The organism is Catenuloplanes sp. NPDC051500 (assembly GCF_044454585.1).
In the GTDB taxonomy this organism is placed as follows: domain Bacteria; phylum Actinomycetota; class Actinomycetes; order Mycobacteriales; family Micromonosporaceae; genus Catenuloplanes.
This window is the reverse complement of the sequence record NZ_JBITDX010000011.1, coordinates 127,722-148,238: the sequence shown is the minus strand read 5'-3', so window position 1 is coordinate 148,238 and position 20,517 is coordinate 127,722. Positions and strand designations below refer to the sequence as shown.

Genomic DNA, 20,517 nt, shown 5'->3' with positions numbered 1-20,517 from the left:
GTGTTCGGCCCGCGTTACCTGCCGGTCCGTAGAACTCACCGCCATGGAATCCACGATCGAGGTCACCGGCCTCCGCAAACGCTACGGGCGGACCACCGCCCTGAACGACATGTCCTTCACGGTACGGCCGGGGCACGTCACAGGCTTCGTCGGCCCGAACGGCGCCGGCAAGTCCACCACGATGCGCGTCGTGCTCGGCCTGGTCGCGCCGGACTCCGGCGCCGCGCTCGTCGGCGGCGTCCGCTACGGCACCCTGCGCCGGCCGCTCACCCAGGTCGGCGCGCTGCTCGACGCGGGCGCGGTCCAGCCGAGCCGGACCGCCCGCAACCACCTGCTCTGGCTGGCCCACTCGCAGGGCTTCCCGGCCCGCCGGGTCGACGAGGTGCTAGCGCTGACCGGGCTTGCCGAGGTGGGACGCCGCCGGGCCGGTGCCTACTCGCTCGGCATGCGGCAGCGCCTCGGGATCGCCGCCGCGCTGCTCGGCGACCCACCGATGCTGATGCTCGACGAGCCGTTCAACGGCCTCGACCCGGAGGGGATCGTGTGGATGCGCGGGCTGCTGGCCGGCCTCGCCGGTCAGGGGCGGGCCGTGCTTGTCTCAAGCCACCTGATGAGCGAGCTGCAGCACATCGCCGCGCACGTGGTGGTCGCCGGCCGGGGCCGGGTCCTGGCCGACACCACGGTGGCCGACCTGGTCGCGGGCGCGGACTCGCTGGAGGACGCCTACTTCGCGCTGACCCGGGACGAGGTGGACTACCGATGAGCCGGCTCCTGCACGCGGAGTTGACGAAATTCCGCACGGTACGCGGCCTGGTGCTCGGCACCGTCGCCACGGCCGCGCTGATCGTCGGCCTGGGCCTGTTCGTCGCCGCGAACAGCGTGTCTGTCTGCTCCAAGGGCACCGTCGACGTCGAGTGCCCGACACCCCCGGCCGGGCCGGGCGGCGAATCCGTGCGCGACAAATTCTACTTCGTGCACAAGCCCCTGCCCGGGGACGGCACGATCACGGTCCGGGTGACCTCGATGACCGGGATCATCACCTACCCGCCGCCGAACCACGACACGATCGTCCCCGGCCTGGTCCCGTGGGCGAAGGCCGGGATCATCGCCAAGCGCGGCACTACTGAAGGCTCCGGCTACGTGGCGCTGATGACCACCGCCGAGCACGGGGTACGCCTCCAGCACGACTTCGTCCACGACGTCGCGGGCCTGCCCGGCGCCGTGTCCACAGGCGCGCCACGCTGGCTGCGGCTGACCCGGGTGGGCGGCACGCTCACCGGCGAGGAGTCCGCCGACGGCGTCACCTGGACCCGGGTCGGGACCGCCACGCTCACCGGCCCGGTCGAGATCGGGCTGTTCGTCACCTCGCCGAGCGACCTGACCGTGCACAACGGCGTCGGCGGCGGCACCGCTCAGGCCCGCCTGTCCACGACCACCGCCACGTTCGACAATCTCGGCCTGACCGGGGCCGTACCCGGCGGCGGGTGGCTGCGCGACGACGTCGGCGCCGACCCCGAACCGGACGGCCCCGTCCACCACCCCGGCAGCGCGGAGGAGTCCGCAGGCGTCTGGACGGTCAGCGGCAACGGCGACATCGCACCCCTCGCCGGCGAGGGACCCGGCACCCAGATGACGCTGCTCGGCCTGGTCATCGGCCTGATCGTGGTGATCGTCGTGGCCGTCCAGTTCATCACCGCGGAACTGCGCCTCGGCCTGGTCGGCGTGACCGCGCTGACCGCCCCCGGCCGCGCCCGGATCCTGCTCGCGAAGGCCGCGGTGCTCGGCGCGGCCATGTTCGCCGCCGGGACTGCCGCCGCCGCGTTCGTCGTGCCGGTCGCGGAACGGGTGCTCCACGCCAACGGGTCCCGGAGGCCGTTCCTGCCGGTCCCGGACGTGGTCACGCTGTCGCTCACGGTGGGGCTGCTGACCGCCGGGGTGGCGCTGCTCGCCCTCGGGCTCGGTGCGCTGGTCCGGCGCAGCCTGCCCGCGGCCGGGCTGGCCGTCGCGGTTGTCGTGCTGCCGTACCTTGCGGCGGTTGTGGGCGGGCTGCCCGCGGGGGCGTCGCAGTGGCTGCTGCGGGTCACTCCCGCCGCGGCCTTCGCGGTGCAGCAGACCGAGCCGGCGTACGCCCACGTGATCGCCAACTACGTGCCGATGGCCGGGTACTTCCCGCTGCCGGCCTGGGGCGGGCTCGCGGTGCTGGCCGGGTACGCCACGCTCACGCTCGTCCTGGCGGGCGTGCGGCTGCGGCGGGCCGACCTGTGATCCCGGCCCTGCACGCGGAGTGGACGCGGCTGCGCACCGAGCCCGCCGTCCACCTGTTGCTGCCGTCCATCGTGGCGGTGACAGTGCTTGTCAGCCTGCTCGCGGTCGCCGCGTGCCCGCGCAACGAGTGCGGTCTCGACCCGGCGGCGCTTACCCTGGCCGGGGTGCGGCTCGGGCAGGCGCTCGTGGTGCTGCTGGCGGTCTCGGTCCTCGGGGGATCGCTGCGGACGACGTTCACCGCCGTACCCCGGCGGCTTGTGGTTCTCGGGGTCAAGGCTCTCGTGGTGAGCGCGTCGACGCTTGTCACGGGCGGGCTCGCGGTGCTCGGCTGCCTGGCCGCCGGCCGCGCGATCCTGCCCGTCGGCGGTCCCGGGCTGCGCGCCGCCGCCGGGTCGGTGCTCTACCTGATCCTGATCGGACTGCTGGCGCTCGGCGTCGTCGCGGCGCTCCGGGACCCGGCGACCTCGGCCGCGGTCGTGCTGGTGCTGGTGCTGCTCTACGCGCCCCCACTGATCGCCACGACCGTCACCGACCCGGACACACAGCGGGCCCTGCGCCGCTTCGCCCCCATGCCGTCCGGCCTGTCCGTCCAGGCGACGACGGGCCCGCCGATCACGCCGTGGGCCGGTCTCGGTGTGCTGGCCGCGTGGTCCGTGGCGTCGCTTGTCATCGGGGCGGTGGTCCTGCACCGCCGGGACGCCTGAGCGGTGCCGAGGCCGTAGGATGTCGGGCAGTGCTGGTTCGCCGTGGTCGCCCACGGCGTCGTAAGAGGGAACCCGGTGGGAAACCGGGACTGCCCCGCAGCGGTGAGTGGGAACGAAAGCCGTCATCAAGCACTGGGCTCCGCAATCGGAGCCTGGGAAGCGACGGCCGGTAGGAACGAGTGACGCGCCCACGAGTCCGAAGACCTGCCCGCACCGCGTACACCGGGACCGGTGTGCGCTGCCGACGGTCCCTCGGGAGGGCCAGGGCGGGTCACCGGAGGCGCAGACCGGCCGCCGTGCCTCACCCAGCCTTTCCGACGGGTCCGCCGACCTCGAGGGAAGGTTTCACATGTTCGGTCACACCACGGTGCTCGGCTATCCGCGCATCGGCCCGGATCGCGAGCTGAAGAGGGCGGTCGAGGCCTACTGGGCCGGCCGCATCGACGCCGGGCAGCTCGACCAGATCGCCGCGGGGTTGCGCGCGGACGTCTGGCGCACGCTTCGTGAGGCGGGGATCGAGGCGATCCCGTCCAACACGTTCTCCTACTATGACCACGTGCTCGACACGGCGGTGGCGGTCGGTGCGGTCCCGGCGCGGTTCGCCGGGCTGGGCCTCAGCGACCTCGACACGTACTTCGCGATGGCGCGTGGCACGGACGCGCAGCCGCCGCTGGAGATGACCAAGTGGTTCGCCACGAACTACCACTACCTGGTCCCGGAGATCGCCCCGGACACGGTCTTCACAGCCACACCCACAAAGGCGCTGCGTGAGTACGCGGAGAGCCGCGCGCTCGGCATCGACAGCCGGCCGGTGCTCGTCGGGCCGGCCACGTTCCTGCTGCTGGCGAAGGCGGCGGAGGGCGCACCGGGCGGGTTCCGGCCGTTCGACAGGCTGCACGACCTGGTCGCCGTCTACGCGGACATCCTGCGCGAGCTGGCCGCGGCGGGCGTGCGCTGGGTGCAGCTGGACGAGCCCGCCTACGCGGCCGACCGTACCGCGGAGGAGATCGACGCGCTCCGGGCGGTCTACATCGCGCTCGCCGCGGTCGCACGCCGGCCGAGCATCTTCGTCGCGACCTACTTCGGCGAGCTCGGTGACGCGCTGCCCGCGTTGCTTGACACGCCGGTCGAGGCGGTCGGCCTGGACCTGGTCGCCGGGCCGGGCAACCTGGACGCGCTCGCGGCGGCCGGGAACGCGCGGGAGAAGACGATCGTGGCCGGGGTGGTCGACGGGCACAACGTGTGGCGCACGGATCTGCGCACGGCGGCGGCGCGGCTGGCCACGCTCACCGGGCTTGCGGGCGAGGTCGCGGTGGCCACGTCGTGTTCGCTCCTGCACGTACCCGTGGATCTCGATCTTGAATTGGATCTTGCTCCTGAGCTGCGGAAACGGCTCGCCTTCGCCAGGCAGAAGGTTGACGAGGTGGTGGCGCTGGCCGGGGCGGCCGGTGCGTTGCCCGAGCCACTCGGCCCGCCGCCCGCGGCCTGGCGCAACGACGGGGTCCGCGCCCGCCTCGACGCGCTGCGGCCGGAGGACTCCCGGCGCGGTGCCTATGCCGGCCGGGCCGCCGCGCAGCAGGCCCGGCTCGGGCTGCCGCCGCTGCCGACGACCACGATCGGCTCGTTCCCGCAGACCGCGATGCTGCGCAAGGCACGGGCCGCGCTGCGGGCCGGCACGCTTGACCCGCTCGGCTACCGCAACCAGATGCGGGCGGAGATCCTCGGCGTGATCCGCCTTCAGGAACGGCTCGGGCTGGACGTGCTCGTGCACGGCGAGCCGGAGCGCAACGACATGGTGCAGTACTTCGGCGAGCAGCTCGACGGCTTCGCGGCCACGAGCGGCGGCTGGGTGCAGTCCTACGGCTCGCGGTGCGTGCGCCCGCCGATCATCTACGGTGACGTAGCGCGGCGGGGCGCTATGACAGTCGAGTGGTCGTCCTACGCGCAGTCGCTCACCGACCGGCCGGTCAAGGGCATGCTGACCGGCCCGGTCACGATTCTGGCCTGGTCGTTCGTGCGCACCGACCAGCCGCTCGCGGACACGGCCAACCAGGTCGCGCTGGCGCTGCGCGACGAGACCGCGGACCTGGAGCGCGCCGGGATCCGGGTCATCCAGGTCGACGAGCCGGCGCTGCGCGAGACGCTTCCGCTGCGCCGCGACGGTCAGAAGTCCTACCTGGACTGGGCCGTCGGCGCGTTCCGGCTGGCCACCTCCGGCGTGGACGACGCCACCCAGATCCACACGCACCTGTGCTACTCCGAGTTCGGGGAGGTGCTGCCCGCGATCGACGCGCTCGACGCGGACGTGACGAGCATCGAGGCCTCCCGGTCCAGGATGGAGGTGCTCGACGACCTGCACGCCGCCGGGTACGGCCGGGGCGTCGGTCCGGGGGTGTACGACATCCACTCCCCGCGGGTGCCGTCCCAGGCGGAGATCACCGCGTCGCTGCGGCGTGCGGTCGAGGCCGTCCCCGCGCAACGGCTGTGGGTGAACCCGGACTGCGGCCTGAAGACCCGCGGGTACGCCGAGGTGGAGGCGTCGCTGACCCGCATGGTCGCGGCCGCCGCGGACGTTCGCACGGGCCGGTAGGCCGTACGCCCCTGATGCGCGCCGTCCGGTCATCCGATCGGATGACCGGACGGCCGCGAGGACCTCACTTCCCACTGACGCGCGGTCACGGCCGGCACTGCGAATCTTGACGCGGTCGGCCGGAGCCGATCAGAAGTGCCCTCAGCGGCTATGGGAGACATCGATGACCTACGCGCCCTGGCTCATCCGGGTCGGCACCAACACCGTGGACGGGCTCGTCGCCGTTCCGCTGTTCGTGGCCGCCGAATTCCTCGACACGCCGGGCGCCCCGCGCCTCATCGCGGCGGTCGTGGGCCTGCTCGCCTTCGGGCTGTTCTGCTGGAACCGCTGGTACCTGGCCGGGCGGACCGGGCAGAGCTGGGGCCGCAGGCTCTTCGGCGTCCGGCTTGCCGACGCCGGCACCGGGCGGCCGATCGGGGTGGGCCGGGCCGCGCTGCGCGACCTGGCCCACCTCCTCGACGCCGCCGTCTGCTACCTCGGATACCTGCTGCCGCTGGTCACGGCGAGGCGGCAGACGATCGGCGACCTGGTCTGCCGGACCGTCGTGGTCCGGAACGCGGCCGAGAGCGGGGCCTGACCACGAGGCTGCGTCACGCCGGCCGGGCACCCGGGCGCGGCACCGCGGAACGGTCAGCGGCAGCCGGGGTCGACCACGAAGACGTCCGCGGCGGCGTTCGTGTCGCCGGGAACGAGGGCGGCGGCCTCGGACCAGTAGGCCAGGGTGGCGCCGTCCGGCGTGACGGCCTGGACGGAGGTGTGGACGCCGGGGTCGCCGGCCGCGACCGGGGCGGTGGTGCCTGCGGTACGGTCGCGGACCAGGACGTCCCAGGTGCTGCCGTGGCCGGACGTGGCGTCGGACCGGGGCGGCCGTCAACAGGGTGTCAACAACGGCCCGTCAGCATCCGTACGGTGACAATCAGGATCGCGCGGGACGGGCGGGTGCTCACCGTTCTGGTCGACGCGCCGCCGCACAACTATCTGAACCGGGATATCGTCGAGGCGCTGCTGGGGGTGGCGCGCGACGTCGAGCGGGATCCCGGGATCGGTGCGGTGGTGGTCGGGAGTGCGGTGCCGGGGCGGTACATCACGCACTGGGACATCGCGGACCTCAGCGCCAAGGCGGACGCGGGACCGCGGCTGCCGGCGCCGGCCGCGCGCGCGGTGCTTGGCGCGGTGCGGTTGCTGTCCGCGGCCGGGGCCGGTGGACTGCTGGAACGCTCGCCGCTGGCCGGTGTGTACGCGATGACCCGCTATCAGTCCCTGCCCGCCGCGGTGATGCGGTCGCCCGCGGTGTGGATCGCGGCGATCGACGGCCCGTGCGGCGGGGGCGGGCTTGAGTTGTCCGTCTTCTTCGATCAGCGGGTGGCGTCGGAGCGGGCGTCGTTCGTGGTCCCGGAGCTGACGATCGGGCTTACCACCACGCTCGGCGCGCAGCGGCTCACGCATCTGGTCGGGCCCGCGCGGGCGATGCGGATGCTGCTCGACGCGGAGCCGTTCACGGCCGTGGCGGCGCGTGACGCGGGCCTGATCGACCGGGTCTGCCCGGTGGATCCGCTGGCCGAGGCGCAGCGGCTCGCCCAGCGGTACGCGCGCCGTCCGCGCGGCCGGGTCGCCAGTCAGAAACGCCTGATCAACCGCGCGTACGAGACGACGGCCGGGCAGACGCTCACCGGCGAGGGCGTGTCTCAGATGACCGGCATGCCGACGCCGGTGACGAGGGCTGCGCTGCGGCGCTGGGTGGAGATGCAGCGGCCGGACGGCGAGAGCGTGTTCCTCACCGACCCGGGCCCGTGGGCGGACGGCACGGCGCTCGAGCTGAACCCGCCAGCGGCGTACCCCGATAAATAATAAAGAAAGTTTAAAAATCTTTACAGGTCTATGTCCGCCGGTGTTGCATGGACGCAGCGCGCGCTGCCCCCGCAGACATCGACAAGGACGGACTTCCTTGTATGGGCATTCCTGAGCTTCGAAGGACTCTGCTTGCCGCCGCGCTGAGCCTGACCGCGGCCGCCGGACTTCTCACTGCCACCGGTCAGGCCGCCTCGGCCGCGGCGACCGGCCAGATCACCGGGCTGGCCGGCAAGTGCATCGGTGCGGCGGGCGGCAACACCGCCAACGGCACGGCGATCGACCTGTACCCGTGTGTCGGCGACGCCACCCAGCAGTGGACGCTGCCGGGCGACGGCACCATCCGTACCGGCGGCAGGTGCATGGACGTCTCCGGCGCCGGCACCGCGGACGGCACAAAGGTGCAGCTCTACGACTGCAACGGCAGCGCCGCACAGCGATGGGTGTTCAGCGGCGCCCGCGACCTGGTGAACCCGAACGCGAACAAATGCCTGGACCTCAAGGGGAACTCGTCCGCGGACCTCACAGTCGTGCACCTCTGGACCTGCACCGGCGCGGCCAACCAGAAGTGGAACGTGCCGACCGGCGGCGGCAACCCGGGCGGCTTCGTGGTCACCGAGTCCCAGTTCAACTCGATGTTCCCGAACCGGAACTCGTTCTACACCTACACCGGGCTCGTCGCGGCGCTGAGCGCCTACCCGGCGTTCGCCGGAACCGGCAGCGACACCGTGCGCAAACAGGAGGCGGCCGCGTTCCTCGCGAACGTCAACCACGAGACCGGCGGCCTGGTGTACGTCGTCGAGCAGAACACCGCGAACTACCCGCACTACTGCGACTGGGGTCAGCCGTTCGGCTGTCCCGCCGGTCAGGCCGCCTACTACGGCCGCGGCCCGGTCCAGCTCTCCTGGAACTACAACTACAAGGCGGCCGGTGACGCGCTCGGCATCGACCTGCTCAACAACCCGTGGCGGGTCGAGCAGGACGCCGCGGTGGCCTGGAAGACCGGCATCTGGTTCTGGATGACGTCGACCGGCGCGGGCAGCATGACCGGCCACAATGCCATGGTCAACAGTGCCGGCTTCGGCCAGACCGTCCGCACCATCAACGGCGCACTCGAGTGCGACGGCAAGCGCCCGGACCTGGTCCAGGCGCGCGTCTCCGCGTACCAGCGCTTCACAGGTCTCCTCGGTGTGACGCCCGGCGGGAACCTGTACTGCTGACGGACGCGACCCGGGCAGGGTACGACGGCCCTGCCCGGCCCGCGTCGCGTCAGGCGGGGGAGACGCGGTAGACGGCGCCGGCCGAGTCGTCGCTGACGTAGAACGCGCCGTCCGGGCCGCGGACCGCCATCACCGGGCGGCCCCAGCGGGAGCCGTCGTCGTTCTGGAACCCGGTGAGCAGCGTCTGCCGGGGGCCGAGCGTGCCGTCCCGCCAGGCGAAGAACGACACCTCGGGCGGGCGGGGCGGCTTACGGTTCCACGAGCCGTGCACACCGACGAGCGCGCCCGTGCCGTACCCGCCGGGAAGGTCCTTCTCGAAGATCAGGCCGAGCGGTGCGGAGTGGGCGCCCAGGCCCTGCTCGGTCGGCGGCAGCGTGGTGCAGTCCAGCTTCGTACCGTCGGCGTTGGTCTGGATGTCTCTGACGAACGGCCGGTTGGTGTAGTCGAGCGGCGAGTCCTTCGCACCAGGGCTGACGTCCGGGTCCGGGTTGCAGTACGGCCAGCCGAGGTCACGGCCCGGCGTCAGCTTCGCCAGCTGCTCGAACGGGTGATCGTTGACGTAGTCCTGGATGACCTCGCCCTGGTCGGACCCGCCGTCGCCGTTGTAGTCGGCGTCCCACGGGAAACCCGTGTTGTCCCGGTGGTTGACCGCTGTCCACACCGCACCGTCCGGGTCGATCGCCAGGCCGGTGCCGTTACGCACACCGCGGGCATAGGTCTCCGGCCGGCCACCAGGCGCGATCCGCAGAATCGAGGCGCGCTCCGGGCTGGCGTCCCGGTCCTCGGCGGAGATGTTGCCCGCCGAGCCGACCGACACGTAGAGCGTGCCGTCCGCGCCTACCGCCACGCTCTTCAGCGCGTGCGCATAGGCACCGCCCAACTCCGGGCTCTTCGCGTCCGGCAGGCCGCCGGCGATCACCCGCCGGTCGGACAGCGCGCCGGACCGGTAGATGAACGCGTTCACCTGATCGCTCTCGGCCACATACAGCGTGTCGCCGGAGAAGGCCAGTCCGTGCGGCTGGTTCAGGCCGCTGACCAGGCTCTGCTGGGTCGCCGGAGCGTCGCCCTGGCCGGGCGTGAGCGCGATGACGTCGCCGGTCTTGGGCCGGGACACCAGCAGCCTCCGGTCCGGGGTCCAGGCGAGCAGCCGCGCGCCGGGAACGCGGGCCCAGACGCTGACCGTCCAGCCGGGCGGGGCCTGAAGCTGCCGCTCCCTGTCGAACGGCGCGTCGCCGGTGCCGTCAAGCGGGCGGACAGTCGTCAGCGCCAGCGTGGGCACAACCTCGACCGGCGCGTCCTCGGTGCCGGAGCAGCCCGCCAGCGCGAGCATCAGGCAGCTGGTCATCGTCGCAGCTAGGGTCGCTTTCATTGGTTCCATCTGTAGCCCCTGGTCCCGCCCGGCCGCAAGTTCCCTGCCTGCTGGGGCGTGCGGCGGGCGCGGCGGCGGGTGTCGCGGTGTTGTCCTGGCCGGCCGGGCGGGTGCCTACCTGACGGGCGCGGTGATCCCGGTCGACGGCGGCATCGCCACCACCGCGTAGTCGCGGGTCCGGGCCGGCACCCGCGTTCGCGATCGCCGGCCCGGAGTGGCGTGCGGGGTTCAGGAGCCGGTGGTCAGCGCGGGCTCCGGCCGTACCCCCGCCGGCTCTTGATTGTCTGTGGTCTTCGTGCGGCCGGGCAGCAGCAGCGAGACCAGAACGGCGACGGCGGTGAAACCGGCGTTCCACAGGAAGGCGATGTCGAAGGCGTCCGCGAGCGATCCGGCCGAGGTCGCCGACGAGGTGAGGATGACCGCGAGCAGCGCGACGCCGACCGAGCCGCCGATCTGCTGGGCGATGCGGGTGACGGTGCTGGCGTGCGGCATCTGCGCGCGGTCGAGCCCGAGGAACGCGACGATCATCAGCGGGATCATCACCGTGCCGAGGCCGAGGCCGCGCACGAAGAGTGTCACCAGCAGCGGCCAGACGGGCGTGTCCGGGCCGGCGAACGCGAACGGCACGGTGGCCGCACCGACCAGGAGGAAGCCGAGAACTGACACGGCGCGGGCGCTGAACCTGTCGAGCAGCCGGGTGGCGGCGGTGCGGCTGAGCAGCGAGCCGACGCCCTGCGGGATGAGCAGCAGGCCGGCGGTGAGCGCGTCCAGGCCGCGCAGCTGCTGCCAGTAGAGCGGCAGGAGCAGCATCGCGCCGTAGAGCGAGGCGCCGGACAGGAACAGCAGCGCGGTCGCGGACCAGGTCGGCCGGCCGCGCAGCACCGCGAGATCGACAAGCGCGGCACCACCCCGGCGCAGCGCCCAGAACACGAACGCGACCAGCAGCACGGCGCCACCGATCATCGGGATCAGCACGTCGGCGCGGGCGAGGCCACCTGTGGCGTTCGAGAGACCCCAGAGCAGCGCGACCAGTGCGGGCGACAGCAACATCACACCCACGACGTCCAGGGGGGCACGGCGTGCCGGCGCGCCCGACGAGGACTGCCCTGCCGGCGAGGGCTGCCGTGCGGGCGAGGGCTGCCGTGCGGGCGCGTCGGCCGGGAGGAGCCGCCAGGCCAGGATGAGGCCGAGCAGGCACAGTGGCACGTTGATCAGGAACAGCCAGCGCCAGTCGCCGGCGGCGAGCACGAGCCCGCCGAGCACCGGGCCGAGGATCGGGCCGACCGCGGCGGGCAGCGCGACTGTGGACATCAGGCGCGCGCGGTCCGGGCCCTGGGCGGCCTGCATGACCATGGTCATCATCAGCGGCATCATCACGCCGCCGCCGAGCCCCTGCACCACCCGGAAGCCGATCAGGCTCGTCGCGTCCCAGGCGAACGCGCACAGCACGGAGCCGAGCAGGAAGACCGCGAGCGCGGCGATCCACAGCCGTTTGGCGCCGAGCCGTCCCTGCAGCCAGCCGACGATCGGGATGACGACGCCAAGCGCGAGCAGGTAGGCGGTGCTGACCCACTGGATGGTGCCGACGTCGGCGTGCAGGTCCGTGCCGAGTTGTTCGAGCGCGACGCTGACGATCGTCGAGTCGAGGATGACAGTGATTCCGCCCGCCCCGGGTGGTGAACCCGCCCTTCGACCTGCTCCGGCACGACATCATCATGACGATGGGCGCGGCCACGGACGAGAGCCTCGTCGAGATCATCGACGCGGTGTGGCTGCCCCTGCTCGGCTGCCCGCCGGCCGGCGCCTGACCGCCTATGACGTTGGTCATCGGCTTCGGCCTCGGCTGGACCGCCGTCCCCACGCTCATCGCCGCCCAGTCCTCGGTCGACTGGGACCAGCGCGGAGTCGTCACCGGCATCACCATCTTCGCCCGTACCGCAGGCAGCGCCATCGGCGTCGCCGTCTTCGGCGCGATCGCCACCAGCACCATCGCGGCCGGCGCCGGCGAACACGACTTCGACACGATCGTCTCCGCCACCTTCCGGGTCTTCACCGCGGTCGCGGTGGCGGCGGTGCTGATGACCGTGGCCGCGCTCTCGATGCCGAGAAAGACGGCGTAGCCGCCCCAGGTGTCACCCGGCCGGTGGACCCGACTCCGGTCCGGTGGTGGGTACGGTCGGTGCGGAGGGTGTTCCGTTCGTCACCGGAGGGCTTCGGGGTGAGTGACCATCTGACCGATCTGCTGCTCTCCGGCGCGTCCGGCCGGAGCGAGGGCGCCTACAACAACGTCGACGCCTGGGCGGTCGCGCTCCGCGGCGACGACGCCGGTTCTCCGGGCGGGCACCTCGTCACCGTGCATGAGGCACTGCACGCCGTCCTCAACGACACAACCGCCTATGGGATGGCGCTCGCCGGGTACGCCCTGCTGAGCAGGCACGCCGGGGACGAGTACAGACAGGCGTTGCGCCGGCTTGTCGACGGCGGGCGTGAGATCCACGAGGCTTTCGCGACGTTCGGGAGCATCTGGCTGGTCGGTGGTGGAGACCTGGACCTGTTGCGCGGCTACCGGGACTACCAGTCGTGGTACCGCAACGCGAGCGACCTGGTCCCGCATCTGCCCGACAGTGATCGCCGGAAGGAGTTGATGATCGAGGCAGCCGTCCGTGCCTGCATGCAGTCTGACGGTCTGGCCCACCTGCTGGAACGGGACCTGACCGCGGACGCCTGGCGCGGCGTAGGACGCCTGGACCGGCCGGACGAGCGCTTCTCCCTGCTGCACGCGCGGGCCGGCGAGGACTTCTGGCGGACGGCGTGGGCCGAGTGCGCGGAGGCCCTCGCCGGCTCCCCGGCATCGGCGGTGCTGCAGGCGAGTTTGGACGATCCGGCCCTGCGTGCGGAGACGTACGACGGCGCCTATTCGGACTCCTGGCATACCTGTGCGGTGCTGCTCCACGACCGGGTCCGCGCGTTGCTCGCCGAAGAGGGTGCCGCCACCCTGTCGTACGACGGGCACCGGCACCTCATCTCCCCACTCATCGAGGCTGTGGAACGGCACGCCCCGCACACCGCCGGCCTGCTCATACCGTCTACTGACGAGCGGACGGTCGACGAGGAGGCCTACGAGATGTGGCGCCGCGAGCGACTCGTCGTGCGTGAGACGCCCCGCCAGGTCCGGCTCGCGCGTCTGGAGGAACTGACCCGGCCGGAGCACACCCGCCTGCTCTCCACGACTGGCGACAAGACCTACATCTTCTGCACGGTACGCCCGGCGTTCCGGCTCCTTGAGCAGTTCCGTTTCGCGCCCGCCGACGTTGAGGTCCTCGAGGCGCTGGGCGCCGCGCCGGTCGTCGCGACCCGTTCAGGCGATGCCGGGTCCGGGCTGCTGGACATGGTGCTGCTCAGCGACCCGGACCAGCTCGCGACGCTGGTCTCCGCAACTGGCGTGTATGCGAACGTGTCGCTGCGCTGTCTCGGGGACGACGACTGGCGGCGACGCTGGTCGCCGCCACTGCTGCGGACCCGGCTGACCGCGCTGTTCGACCTCTCGCCGTTCCAGCAACTGGATCTGTGGCAGCGCGAGGGCGACGCGGTGGCCTACGCAGCTGGGGGCATTCGCGACGATGACCGGTACCCGGCGGATGTCCTGGCGTTCCGCGTCGGTTCCGGCCGGTTTCCCGTCCTGCTGCTGTGCAGCGCCGTCACCAGCCACGTCCTGGTGCGCTACCTGCGGCAGCTGCCGTCCGTCGGCGAGGATGCCGCAGTCCTCACCGACGACGCCGACATGATCGGCCGGACGGTCAGCCACCTGCTGGCCGAGGAGACGTCGTTCGACCTGTCCGCCTATCCCCATCCCGGCTCGATGACACGCAAGGACGACGGCTGATGCAGCTCGAAGAATTCGTCATGACCCGCCTCGACCAGGAGAGCGGCCCGGTGTCCCGGGACGACCTGGATAACCTGTGGCGCCGGCTTTTCCCGGACTCCTTCACCACCCGCCGTGGCCGCACCGGCTTCCTTCAGTCGATCGAGGCAACAGCCGACAGCACCACCGCCGGGGGTACGGATCTGGAGTTCAAAGCCGGCGGATGGGAGATCGACCTGAGCCGGGCCGCGACGCAGACCATGGTCGCCACGGCGTTCCTCGGCGGGCTACTCACAGTTCTCGGTGCCGCCCAGCTTCCGGCCGCGGTGGCCACAGCGGTCATCCCGCTGCTGTTCGACGTCCGCCGCGTCACTCTCAAGGCCAGCGAGCAGGAGATTCTCGCGGACCTCGTCGGCAGCCCCGATCTGGACGGCGGCATGACCCCGGCCGACCTGTACGCCATGCTCTCGCCGACCATCCGCGACCAGCTCTCCCGCTTGGAGTTCGCGGACTTCCTGGACACCTGCCGCCGTGCTGGTGTCCTCGACCAGGCTCCGGACGGCACCGTCCGGGTCCGCCCGGCGGAACAGGCCAGGTTCCGCATCTCGCTGCGCTGAGCTACGGCGTGGCGTTGCCGGGGTCGGTGCCGTAGATGAGGCGAAGGATGGCGTCGGTGAGGGTGTCGAGGAGGGTGTCCTCGTTGAACTCGCCGGGGTTGGCGTAGACGTCGGCGAACATGGCGCTGCGCAGGTGGACGGCCATCTTGGCGAGGAGTTCGGGTGGGCCGCCCACGGTCAGGCCGGCGCGGGCGTCGCGCTCGATGCGTTTGCTGAACAGGGAGCAGCCCTGGTCGACCAGCCGGTCGCGGACCTCGGTGACCTCGGGGCCGGGGTCGGGGGCGACGAAGGCCTCGCGCAGCCAGCGGCCGTCGACCTTCCACCGGGCCAGCCCGGCGGCCAGGGCGCGGCGCAGCGCGGCACGGTCGATCCCGTCGGAGTCGAGCCACTCGGCCATCTCCAGGTCGGCCTCGTCGAGGCGCTGGTCGACGAGGGCGGCGAGCAGCGCGGGCTTGGACTCGAAGTAGAAGTAGAAGCCGGAGCGGGTGATGCCGGCGGCGCCGGCCAGCTCGTCGATCGTGACCTGGCCGATCGGCTTGTCCCGGAAGACGGTCCGGGCGGCGTCGACCAGGGCCTGCTCCCGCTGGTCGCCCTTGGTGGGGGCACGGCGGCTTCGGATGGCTGGCACGGCGTCGACTCTAACAGTCCGCCGAAGTTAATTGACGCCACATCTCTTATTTTTGACACGGTGTTGAAAACTGTCGGCGGCGAGTCTACGTTCAGGTCCATGCCCTCTGGAACACGCTTCGCACTACCCGTCGCCTGCTACGCGGTGCTGCTCGTCTCCGCGCTGCAGACCCTTGTCGTCCCGGTCGTCGCCACCATCCAGGCCGACCTGGGCGTCACGACAAGCGCGGCCAGCTGGGTGGTGACCGCGAACCTGCTCGCCGCCGCCGTGCTCACCCCGATGCTCGGCCGCCTCGGCGACCTCTACGGCCGCCGCCCCGTGATGCTCGGCGTGCTCACCCTGGTGCTGCTCGGCTCCGTGCTCGCCGCCACCACCTCAAGCCTCCCGCTGCTGCTCGCCGGCCGGGTCGCCCAGGCGTCCGCCTTCGGCCTGTTCCCGCTTGCCATCGGCGTACTGCGGGAGGAACTGCCACCGCACCGGCTGACCGGCGCGATGGCCATGGTCAGCGGCATGCTGTCGGTCGGCGCCGGGTTCGGCCTCGCGGTCACCGGGCTGCTGATGCAGCACGGCGGCGACTACCACCGGCTGTTCTGGCTTGCCACCGCGCTGACCGCGATCGGCATGGCAGGCGTGTGGCTGCTGCCCCGCCGCGCGGGCGTGGCCACCGGCGGCCTCGACTGGACCGGCGCGCTCCTGCTCGGGCTGGGCCTGGTGCTGCTGCTCCTGCCGCTCGAGGAGGGCAACAACTGGGGCTGGGGCTCGGTGCGGGTGCTCGGCCTGCTCGCCGCCGCGGTCGTCGTACTTGCCGCGTTCGTGCTGTTCGAGCGGCGAGCCACGTACCCGCTGGTCAGCACGCGCATGCTCAGCCACCGGCCGATCGTGGTCGCCAACGCGGCCGGCCTGTTCTTCGGCTTCTCGATGTTCGCCGTCTTCCTCGCCGTGTCCGCGCTTGTCCAGACGCCGCCCGCGGTCGCCGGCTACGGCTTCGGCGCGTCAGTGCTCGCCGCAAGCCTCGTCTACCTTCTGCCGGGCACGGCCCTCGGCGTGATCACCGCCCCGGTCGGCGGCCGGCTGGTCGCCCGCTTCGGCGCCAAGGCCACGCTCGTCATCGCGGCCGCGGTGGCCGGCGCCGGCTTCGCCATGCTTGCGGTGCTGCACGCCGCCACCTGGGAGGTCATCCTCGGCGCGCTCGTGGTCAACACGGGTGTCACCTTCGGGTACGCCGCGCTGCCCGCCCTGCTCGTCGCGCACGTCGCGCCCGCCGAGACCGGCATCGCCAACAGCGTGAACTCGATCGCACGCTCGGTCGGCATGTCACTCGGCACCGCGTTCGTGGTCACCATGATGACCCGCAACCCGATCCCGGGACCGCTGCCGCTGCCCCGGGAGTCCCAGCTCGTGACCGTCTTCGTGGTCGGTGCCGCCCTGGCCGCGATCGCCGCCGCCACAGTCGCCTGGGCGCTGCCCCGGGTGCGCGAGCCGAAGCTCACCGCGGAGGAGGTTGAGGCCGACGACGTACTCGGGGCGGCTGGTCTGGACGTTCCGGCCCCGCGTTGATCGGGCGCCTCCCCAGTCGTGGAGGGCATCGGACGAGGCGGCATCCGTGCGTTCGACAGGGAACCCCATGCGGCGGTACGGGTCTCGGCGGTCTGCCGAGCCTCCGGGTCACCGCTGCAACGTCGTCAAGGACGGCGACGCGGTCCGCATCACGCCACCGAGTAGAGCCGGTTCATGGAGCAGCCGCGAACGGCCCGCGCCCGCCGGGGCGCGGGCCGGCCGGGATCAGCCGATCGTCATGCCGTCGCGGATCCAGGTCGTGATGGAGGCGTGTGCGGGCGTCCAGCCGAGTTGCCGGGCCCGGGTCGCGCGGACCCGGCTGTTCGATCCGAGCGCGAATCGGGCGAGTCCTGCACCCCAGGCCCGCGCGGCCTCGTCGAGGCTCCAGGGCTGCACCGGCCCGAGGCCGAGCCGGCCGGCGATCGCGGCTCCGATCTCACCGAACGACGCATCGCCGCCCTCGACGAAATAGAAGCCGGTCGCGGCCGGGTCGGTGAGCGCCCTGGCGTACAGGTCGGCCATGTCGTCGACGTGCACGTTCGACCAGCGGTTGAGGCCCGGACCAACGACCCGCACGACTCCGCTGGTACGCGCCTGCGCGACGAGCGGCGGAAGAAGCACGGTCTCCGGCCGCACGTCCTCGACGGAGCGGTGCGGCTGGTCCTCGGTGAGCGGGAGCTGCTGCTCAAGCCGGGTGAGGCCGCCGAGTTCGACACCCGGGTGCCGCACTGGTTCGGTACCGCGGGCGTGCGGCCGGCCGAGCTTCTCGCACTGCTCGGCAGCCAGGGCGAGCGCACCCACATCCGCGCCACGGCCGCGGTCAGGCGCCCGCCGGGAGCCTGACTCCGGGAACGAGGCTGTGACGAGGTGACGGCAGGTCCCGGCCGCACCGGCCGGAGACCGCGTGGTGCCCGCGCGCTCAGCGAACGATGCGCCGTGCGCGCCGCAGGTTGTCGATGAGCTCCTTGCGGCTCTGCCCGTCGAAGAGCGGCCACATCGGCGTGCCGGGGGTGCTGCGCCACGATTCGCTCAGCGGGCTGTTGTCGACCGCGTCGAAACCGGCCTCGTCGTAGAACCGGGTGACGAGCTCGACGGCCTCCGGGTGGTCGCTCGAGACGACCAGCGCCTTACGGTCGGGTGCGCCCGCGGGTCTGGCCAGGCGGATCACGGCGGGCAGCGCGTCATCGGGCACCGTGATCTCGGAGCGCGCATGGAACTGGACGTTTGTGAACGCCTTCACCACCTTGGACGCGGGCAGCTGCTCCTGACGCAACTCGTGGACGGTCCTGCGACCTGAGTCCACAGCGGGATAGTTGCCGTCCCGCCAGACCATGTAGTTGTTCGTGTCCAGCACGACCTTTCCCGCGAGCTGTTCGACCGGCAACCGGTCGCCGGGCCGGTACGGGAAGGCGGTGACCGCAAAGTCGGCTGCCGCCGCGGCCTCCGCCGGGTGTGCGGCCCGCGCCCGCGGGCCGAGCCGGCCGATCAGCTCCGCCAGTGTCTCCGGGGCCCGCGAGTTGGCGATCACGATGTCGTACCCGGCCGCGATTGCGACCCGGGCCAGCGTGGCTCCTACCTGGCCGGCGCCGAGAATACCGATGGTGGTCATGCGTACCCCCTGGGTCGAGTGTGTTCTGCTGCCTGTGGAGCGGCGACGAGTGCGGCCGCGACGAGTCTCAGCGCCGCCGCCTGAGGGTCACCAGGATTGCGCCGCCGGCGACGGCCGTGACACCACCGACCGCGAGCGGCGTCCCGGCCGAGACCCCGTCGACAAGGACACCACCGCCGACCGCGCCGAGTGCTATCCCGATGTTGCACACCATCACGATGAGCCCACCGATCTGCTCCAGCCGGTCCAGCTCACGGCTTAGGACGAACCGGCCGGGGACTCGCCGTGCGGTCCCGTCGCCACCCGCGGGTGGGCGTCCGTCCGCGCGCTCACCACAGGAGGTACCCGGGCGCATCGAGGGCGGCGGGGGATGCGGCGGCCTGCGGACCAGGTTGGACTGCGGTCTCGTACCCGATAGGCATGGTTGGTGAGGTGTGGAGTGTGGCGGTCATGCCTCTCCCGGGGGTGCGGGCTCCGCTGAACCGCGGACTCGACTTTTATACCGTTCGGTTGGCCTAACCTAACACATTTTTGTACTGATCGGTTCGCTCGGATAGGGGCCACCAGAGCCGCAAGGATCTTGCATCCCGTCTGGACGCGAGATCCCGAGCAATGAACCAATCTCGGTGCGGAGCGCCCAACTGGCTGTGGCGACACACGAGAGCCAAGATCGACCGAAGCTCCCGGCTTCGGTGCCGGTTCTTGCGGCCGCCTAGGCCGAGGTCATCTGCTGTCTTGGCTTCGGTGCCGGTTCTTGCGACCGCCCAGGCCGAGGTCATCTGCTGTCTTGGCTTCGGTGCCGGTTTCTGGCGACCACCTAGGCCGAGGTCATCCGCGGTCTCTGCTTCGGTGCCGGTTCTGGCGGCCGCCCAGGCCGAGGTCATCCGCGGTCTCTGCTTCGGTGCCGGTTCTGGCGACCACCCAGGCCGAGGTCAACTGCCGTCTCTGCTTCGGTGCCGGCCCTAGCGACCATCCAGGCCGAGGTCAACCAGCCTTCCGCTACACCCGCTGCCGGGTGCCGACGCCCAGACCGCAGCCGCCCTGACCAGCCGCCGCCGCTCAGACGGCGGCCGCGCTGCCCCCTGCGTGCCGTCGGACAGTCGACCAGCCGGACCGGCCCGCCACATTCCTGGCCGCGATGTCAGCCCTTCGATCGTCGTGCCCCAGACCACCGCACGCGAATGGGCACCAGAGTCGGAGCGTGCGGGCCGCACCACCCGCAGAGCGAGAAGAACCAGATCCGGTCTCGCTCCGGCAAGTACTTGCCGGAGTAGAAAGTGCACAGTACTGTTTCCGGTGAGGAAAGTAACTTGCTTGATCAGAATGAAACGACGGAAGTGGAGACGGATGATGTCATCGACACCCACGCCCGACGATGCCGCACGCACGCTGCGCGACTTCGAGCAGCACCAGCAGCAGGCCACGGCCGAGTCCGGCTGGCCGCTGTGGACCTGGATCGCCGCCGGGGTGTTCGTCGCCGCCCTCGGCGTGATCTATGACCTGTTCCCGGGCTTCGCCGCCGACTGGGGCTCCTGGATAACCGGTGTGCTGCTGCTCGCCACAGTGCTCAGCACCACCCGGTGGGGGAGCGCGCTGTTCGGCCGGCCGGCCCGCGTCCGGCGTCCGCTGACCACAGGCGGCATCGTCGTCGCGATCATCTTCGGCGCGCTTGTGGTCGTGGCCGTGCTGCTCGCGTCGCGGTTGCACATCGCACACCTCCCTGCCGTGGTCGGTGTGGTCGGCGGGCTGCTGGTGGCGGTCGCCGGCCCGTGGTGGCAGCGGCGCGTGCTCCGCCGCCCGCCGGCGCTGTCGTGACCTCGCCCGACGCCGTGGCGCCGCCGCCCCCGGACGGGGACGGCGGCGCCCGCCTGGATCCGCTGCTGCTCGACCCGACCCGGCTGTCCATCATGGGCGCGCTGGCCGGGCTCGAGTGGGCCGAGTTCGGCTTCGTCCGGGATTTCACGGGCGTCACCGACTCGACGCTGTCCAAACGTGTCAGTCAGCTCGCCGACGCCGGGTTCGTCGAGGTCCGCAAGGGACATGTCGGCAAGCGCCCGCGCACCTGGCTGAACCTCACCGCCGACGGCCGGTCCGCTTTGCGTGCGCACATCGCCAGGCTTCAGCAGATCGCCGCGAACCTGTGACCAGGTGTTGTATCGACCTGGGGGCGGCGCGAGGCGCGGACGCCCTTGTATGTGGGCTTTCTGCGGCGCGCGTCCGGGCCTCGCCGCAGCCCGGCAGCCCGGCA

20 protein-coding genes, 1 pseudogene and 1 riboswitch are annotated in these 20,517 nt (G+C 71.8%); of the genes and pseudogenes, 15 read left to right on the top strand and 6 right to left on the bottom strand.

Features of this window, described 5'->3' with window-relative positions:
* The first annotated feature begins 43 nt into the window (after positions 1-43).
* From ACIA8K_RS23150 to ACIA8K_RS23120, 7 genes are all read left to right on the top strand, one after another.
* Positions 44-763, top strand: a complete 720-nt coding sequence (locus tag ACIA8K_RS23150) for an ABC transporter ATP-binding protein (protein WP_396062496.1) — start codon at positions 44-46, stop codon at positions 761-763.
* Positions 760-2,265, top strand: a complete 1,506-nt coding sequence (locus ACIA8K_RS23145) for a hypothetical protein (protein ID WP_396062494.1) — start codon at positions 760-762, stop codon at positions 2,263-2,265. The genes ACIA8K_RS23150 and ACIA8K_RS23145 overlap by 4 nt, the downstream gene beginning before the upstream one ends.
* Entirely contained in the window at positions 2,262-2,969 is a 708-nt protein-coding gene (locus tag ACIA8K_RS23140; protein ID WP_396062492.1) for an ABC transporter permease, read from the top strand. The genes ACIA8K_RS23145 and ACIA8K_RS23140 overlap by 4 nt, the downstream gene beginning before the upstream one ends.
* Before the next feature lie 16 nt (positions 2,970-2,985).
* A riboswitch (cobalamin riboswitch) is annotated at positions 2,986-3,196 on the top strand.
* 122 nt (positions 3,197-3,318) lie between these two features.
* Positions 3,319-5,559, top strand: a complete 2,241-nt coding sequence (gene metE, locus ACIA8K_RS23135) for a 5-methyltetrahydropteroyltriglutamate--homocysteine S-methyltransferase (RefSeq protein ID WP_396062490.1) — start codon at positions 3,319-3,321, stop codon at positions 5,557-5,559.
* Between the two features lie 163 nt (positions 5,560-5,722).
* Positions 5,723-6,136: an RDD family protein gene (locus ACIA8K_RS23130; RefSeq protein ID WP_396062488.1), complete on the top strand. Its 414-nt coding sequence runs from the start codon at positions 5,723-5,725 to the stop codon at positions 6,134-6,136.
* 332 nt (positions 6,137-6,468) lie between these two features.
* Positions 6,469-7,407, top strand: coding sequence for an enoyl-CoA hydratase/isomerase family protein (locus ACIA8K_RS23125; protein ID WP_396062486.1), 939 nt, complete (start codon positions 6,469-6,471; stop codon positions 7,405-7,407).
* Between the two features lie 101 nt (positions 7,408-7,508).
* On the top strand, positions 7,509-8,627 hold the full coding sequence (locus tag ACIA8K_RS23120; protein WP_396062484.1) for a glycoside hydrolase family 19 protein: 1,119 nt from the start codon (positions 7,509-7,511) through the stop codon (positions 8,625-8,627).
* Positions 8,628-8,676: 49 nt separating this feature from the next.
* On the opposite strand, the gene ACIA8K_RS23115 is transcribed toward ACIA8K_RS23120, so the two are convergent.
* Positions 8,677-9,972: a PQQ-dependent sugar dehydrogenase gene (locus ACIA8K_RS23115; protein WP_396062482.1), complete on the bottom strand. Its 1,296-nt coding sequence runs from the start codon at positions 9,970-9,972 to the stop codon at positions 8,677-8,679.
* Between the two features lie 252 nt (positions 9,973-10,224).
* Positions 10,225-11,655, bottom strand: coding sequence for an MDR family MFS transporter (locus ACIA8K_RS23110; RefSeq protein WP_396062735.1), 1,431 nt, complete (start codon positions 11,653-11,655; stop codon positions 10,225-10,227).
* 14 nt (positions 11,656-11,669) lie between these two features.
* On the opposite strand from ACIA8K_RS23110, the gene ACIA8K_RS23105 reads away from it, so the two are divergent.
* The 4 genes from ACIA8K_RS23105 to ACIA8K_RS23090 all read left to right on the top strand — a co-directional run bounded on the left by ACIA8K_RS23105 (position 11,670) and on the right by ACIA8K_RS23090 (position 14,475).
* Positions 11,670-11,804: a hypothetical protein gene (locus ACIA8K_RS23105; RefSeq protein WP_396062480.1), complete on the top strand. Its 135-nt coding sequence runs from the start codon at positions 11,670-11,672 to the stop codon at positions 11,802-11,804.
* Positions 11,805-11,810: 6 nt separating this feature from the next.
* Positions 11,811-12,116 carry a hypothetical protein gene (locus ACIA8K_RS23100; protein ID WP_396062478.1) on the top strand — a complete coding sequence of 102 codons (306 nt, stop codon included), beginning with the start codon at positions 11,811-11,813 and terminating at the stop codon, positions 12,114-12,116.
* Positions 12,117-12,214: 98 nt separating this feature from the next.
* Positions 12,215-13,879, top strand: coding sequence for a hypothetical protein (locus ACIA8K_RS23095; protein ID WP_396062476.1), 1,665 nt, complete (start codon positions 12,215-12,217; stop codon positions 13,877-13,879).
* Positions 13,879-14,475: a hypothetical protein gene (locus ACIA8K_RS23090; protein ID WP_396062474.1), complete on the top strand. Its 597-nt coding sequence runs from the start codon at positions 13,879-13,881 to the stop codon at positions 14,473-14,475. The genes ACIA8K_RS23095 and ACIA8K_RS23090 overlap by 1 nt, the downstream gene beginning before the upstream one ends.
* A 1-nt stretch (position 14,476) precedes the next feature.
* On the opposite strand, the gene ACIA8K_RS23085 is transcribed toward ACIA8K_RS23090, so the two are convergent.
* Complete coding sequence (locus ACIA8K_RS23085) at positions 14,477-15,103, bottom strand: TetR/AcrR family transcriptional regulator (RefSeq protein WP_396062472.1); 627 nt, start codon at positions 15,101-15,103, stop codon at positions 14,477-14,479.
* Positions 15,104-15,202: 99 nt separating this feature from the next.
* Between ACIA8K_RS23085 and ACIA8K_RS23080 the strand changes: the two genes are divergently transcribed.
* The gene (locus ACIA8K_RS23080) at positions 15,203-16,660 is read left to right on the top strand and encodes an MFS transporter (RefSeq protein WP_396062470.1); all 1,458 of its coding nucleotides are present in this window, start codon (positions 15,203-15,205) and stop codon (positions 16,658-16,660) included.
* 225 nt (positions 16,661-16,885) lie between these two features.
* Here the strand turns inward: ACIA8K_RS23080 and ACIA8K_RS23075 are convergent, their stop codons facing one another.
* Positions 16,886-17,296, bottom strand: a complete 411-nt coding sequence (locus ACIA8K_RS23075; protein WP_396062468.1) for a hypothetical protein — start codon at positions 17,294-17,296, stop codon at positions 16,886-16,888.
* A gap of 15 nt (positions 17,297-17,311) precedes the next feature.
* Between ACIA8K_RS23075 and ACIA8K_RS23070 the strand changes: the two genes are divergently transcribed.
* Positions 17,312-17,503 (top strand): hypothetical protein, encoded by a 192-nt coding sequence (locus ACIA8K_RS23070; protein WP_396062466.1) that lies wholly within the window; start codon positions 17,312-17,314, stop codon positions 17,501-17,503.
* Positions 17,504-17,579: 76 nt separating this feature from the next.
* On the opposite strand, the pseudogene ACIA8K_RS23065 reads toward ACIA8K_RS23070, so the two are convergent.
* Both ACIA8K_RS23065 and ACIA8K_RS23060 read right to left on the bottom strand, forming a co-directional pair.
* Positions 17,580-18,293: pseudogene (locus tag ACIA8K_RS23065) on the bottom strand (NADPH-dependent F420 reductase); the annotation flags it as partial.
* A gap of 43 nt (positions 18,294-18,336) precedes the next feature.
* Complete coding sequence (locus tag ACIA8K_RS23060; RefSeq protein ID WP_396062464.1) at positions 18,337-18,624, bottom strand: hypothetical protein; 288 nt, start codon at positions 18,622-18,624, stop codon at positions 18,337-18,339.
* Positions 18,625-19,619: 995 nt separating this feature from the next.
* Here ACIA8K_RS23060 and ACIA8K_RS23055 point away from each other — a divergent pair.
* On the top strand, positions 19,620-20,084 hold the full coding sequence (locus tag ACIA8K_RS23055; RefSeq protein ID WP_396062462.1) for a hypothetical protein: 465 nt from the start codon (positions 19,620-19,622) through the stop codon (positions 20,082-20,084).
* Positions 20,081-20,413: a transcriptional regulator gene (locus ACIA8K_RS23050; protein WP_396062460.1), complete on the top strand. Its 333-nt coding sequence runs from the start codon at positions 20,081-20,083 to the stop codon at positions 20,411-20,413. Before ACIA8K_RS23055 ends, ACIA8K_RS23050 begins: the two co-directional genes overlap by 4 nt.
* Positions 20,414-20,517: the final 104 nt, after the last annotated feature.

What these genes read in the sequence shown, in the direction of transcription:
- ACIA8K_RS23055 (WP_396062462.1), top strand. Translation starts at nt 19,620, where the DNA reads ATGTCATCGACACCCACGCCCGACGATGCCGCACGCACGCTGCGCGAC.
- ACIA8K_RS23060 (WP_396062464.1), bottom strand. Translation starts at nt 18,624, where the DNA reads ATGCGCCCGGGTACCTCCTGTGGTGAGCGCGCGGACGGACGCCCACCC.
- ACIA8K_RS23115 (WP_396062482.1), bottom strand. Translation starts at nt 9,972, where the DNA reads ATGACCAGCTGCCTGATGCTCGCGCTGGCGGGCTGCTCCGGCACCGAG.
- ACIA8K_RS23120 (WP_396062484.1), top strand. Translation starts at nt 7,509, where the DNA reads ATGGGCATTCCTGAGCTTCGAAGGACTCTGCTTGCCGCCGCGCTGAGC.
- metE (WP_396062490.1), top strand. Translation starts at nt 3,319, where the DNA reads ATGTTCGGTCACACCACGGTGCTCGGCTATCCGCGCATCGGCCCGGAT.
- ACIA8K_RS23130 (WP_396062488.1), top strand. Translation starts at nt 5,723, where the DNA reads ATGACCTACGCGCCCTGGCTCATCCGGGTCGGCACCAACACCGTGGAC.
- ACIA8K_RS23080 (WP_396062470.1), top strand. Translation starts at nt 15,203, where the DNA reads ATGCCCTCTGGAACACGCTTCGCACTACCCGTCGCCTGCTACGCGGTG.
- ACIA8K_RS23145 (WP_396062494.1), top strand. Translation starts at nt 760, where the DNA reads ATGAGCCGGCTCCTGCACGCGGAGTTGACGAAATTCCGCACGGTACGC.
- ACIA8K_RS23150 (WP_396062496.1), top strand. Translation starts at nt 44, where the DNA reads ATGGAATCCACGATCGAGGTCACCGGCCTCCGCAAACGCTACGGGCGG.
- ACIA8K_RS23090 (WP_396062474.1), top strand. Translation starts at nt 13,879, where the DNA reads ATGCAGCTCGAAGAATTCGTCATGACCCGCCTCGACCAGGAGAGCGGC.
- ACIA8K_RS23100 (WP_396062478.1), top strand. Translation starts at nt 11,811, where the DNA reads ATGACGTTGGTCATCGGCTTCGGCCTCGGCTGGACCGCCGTCCCCACG.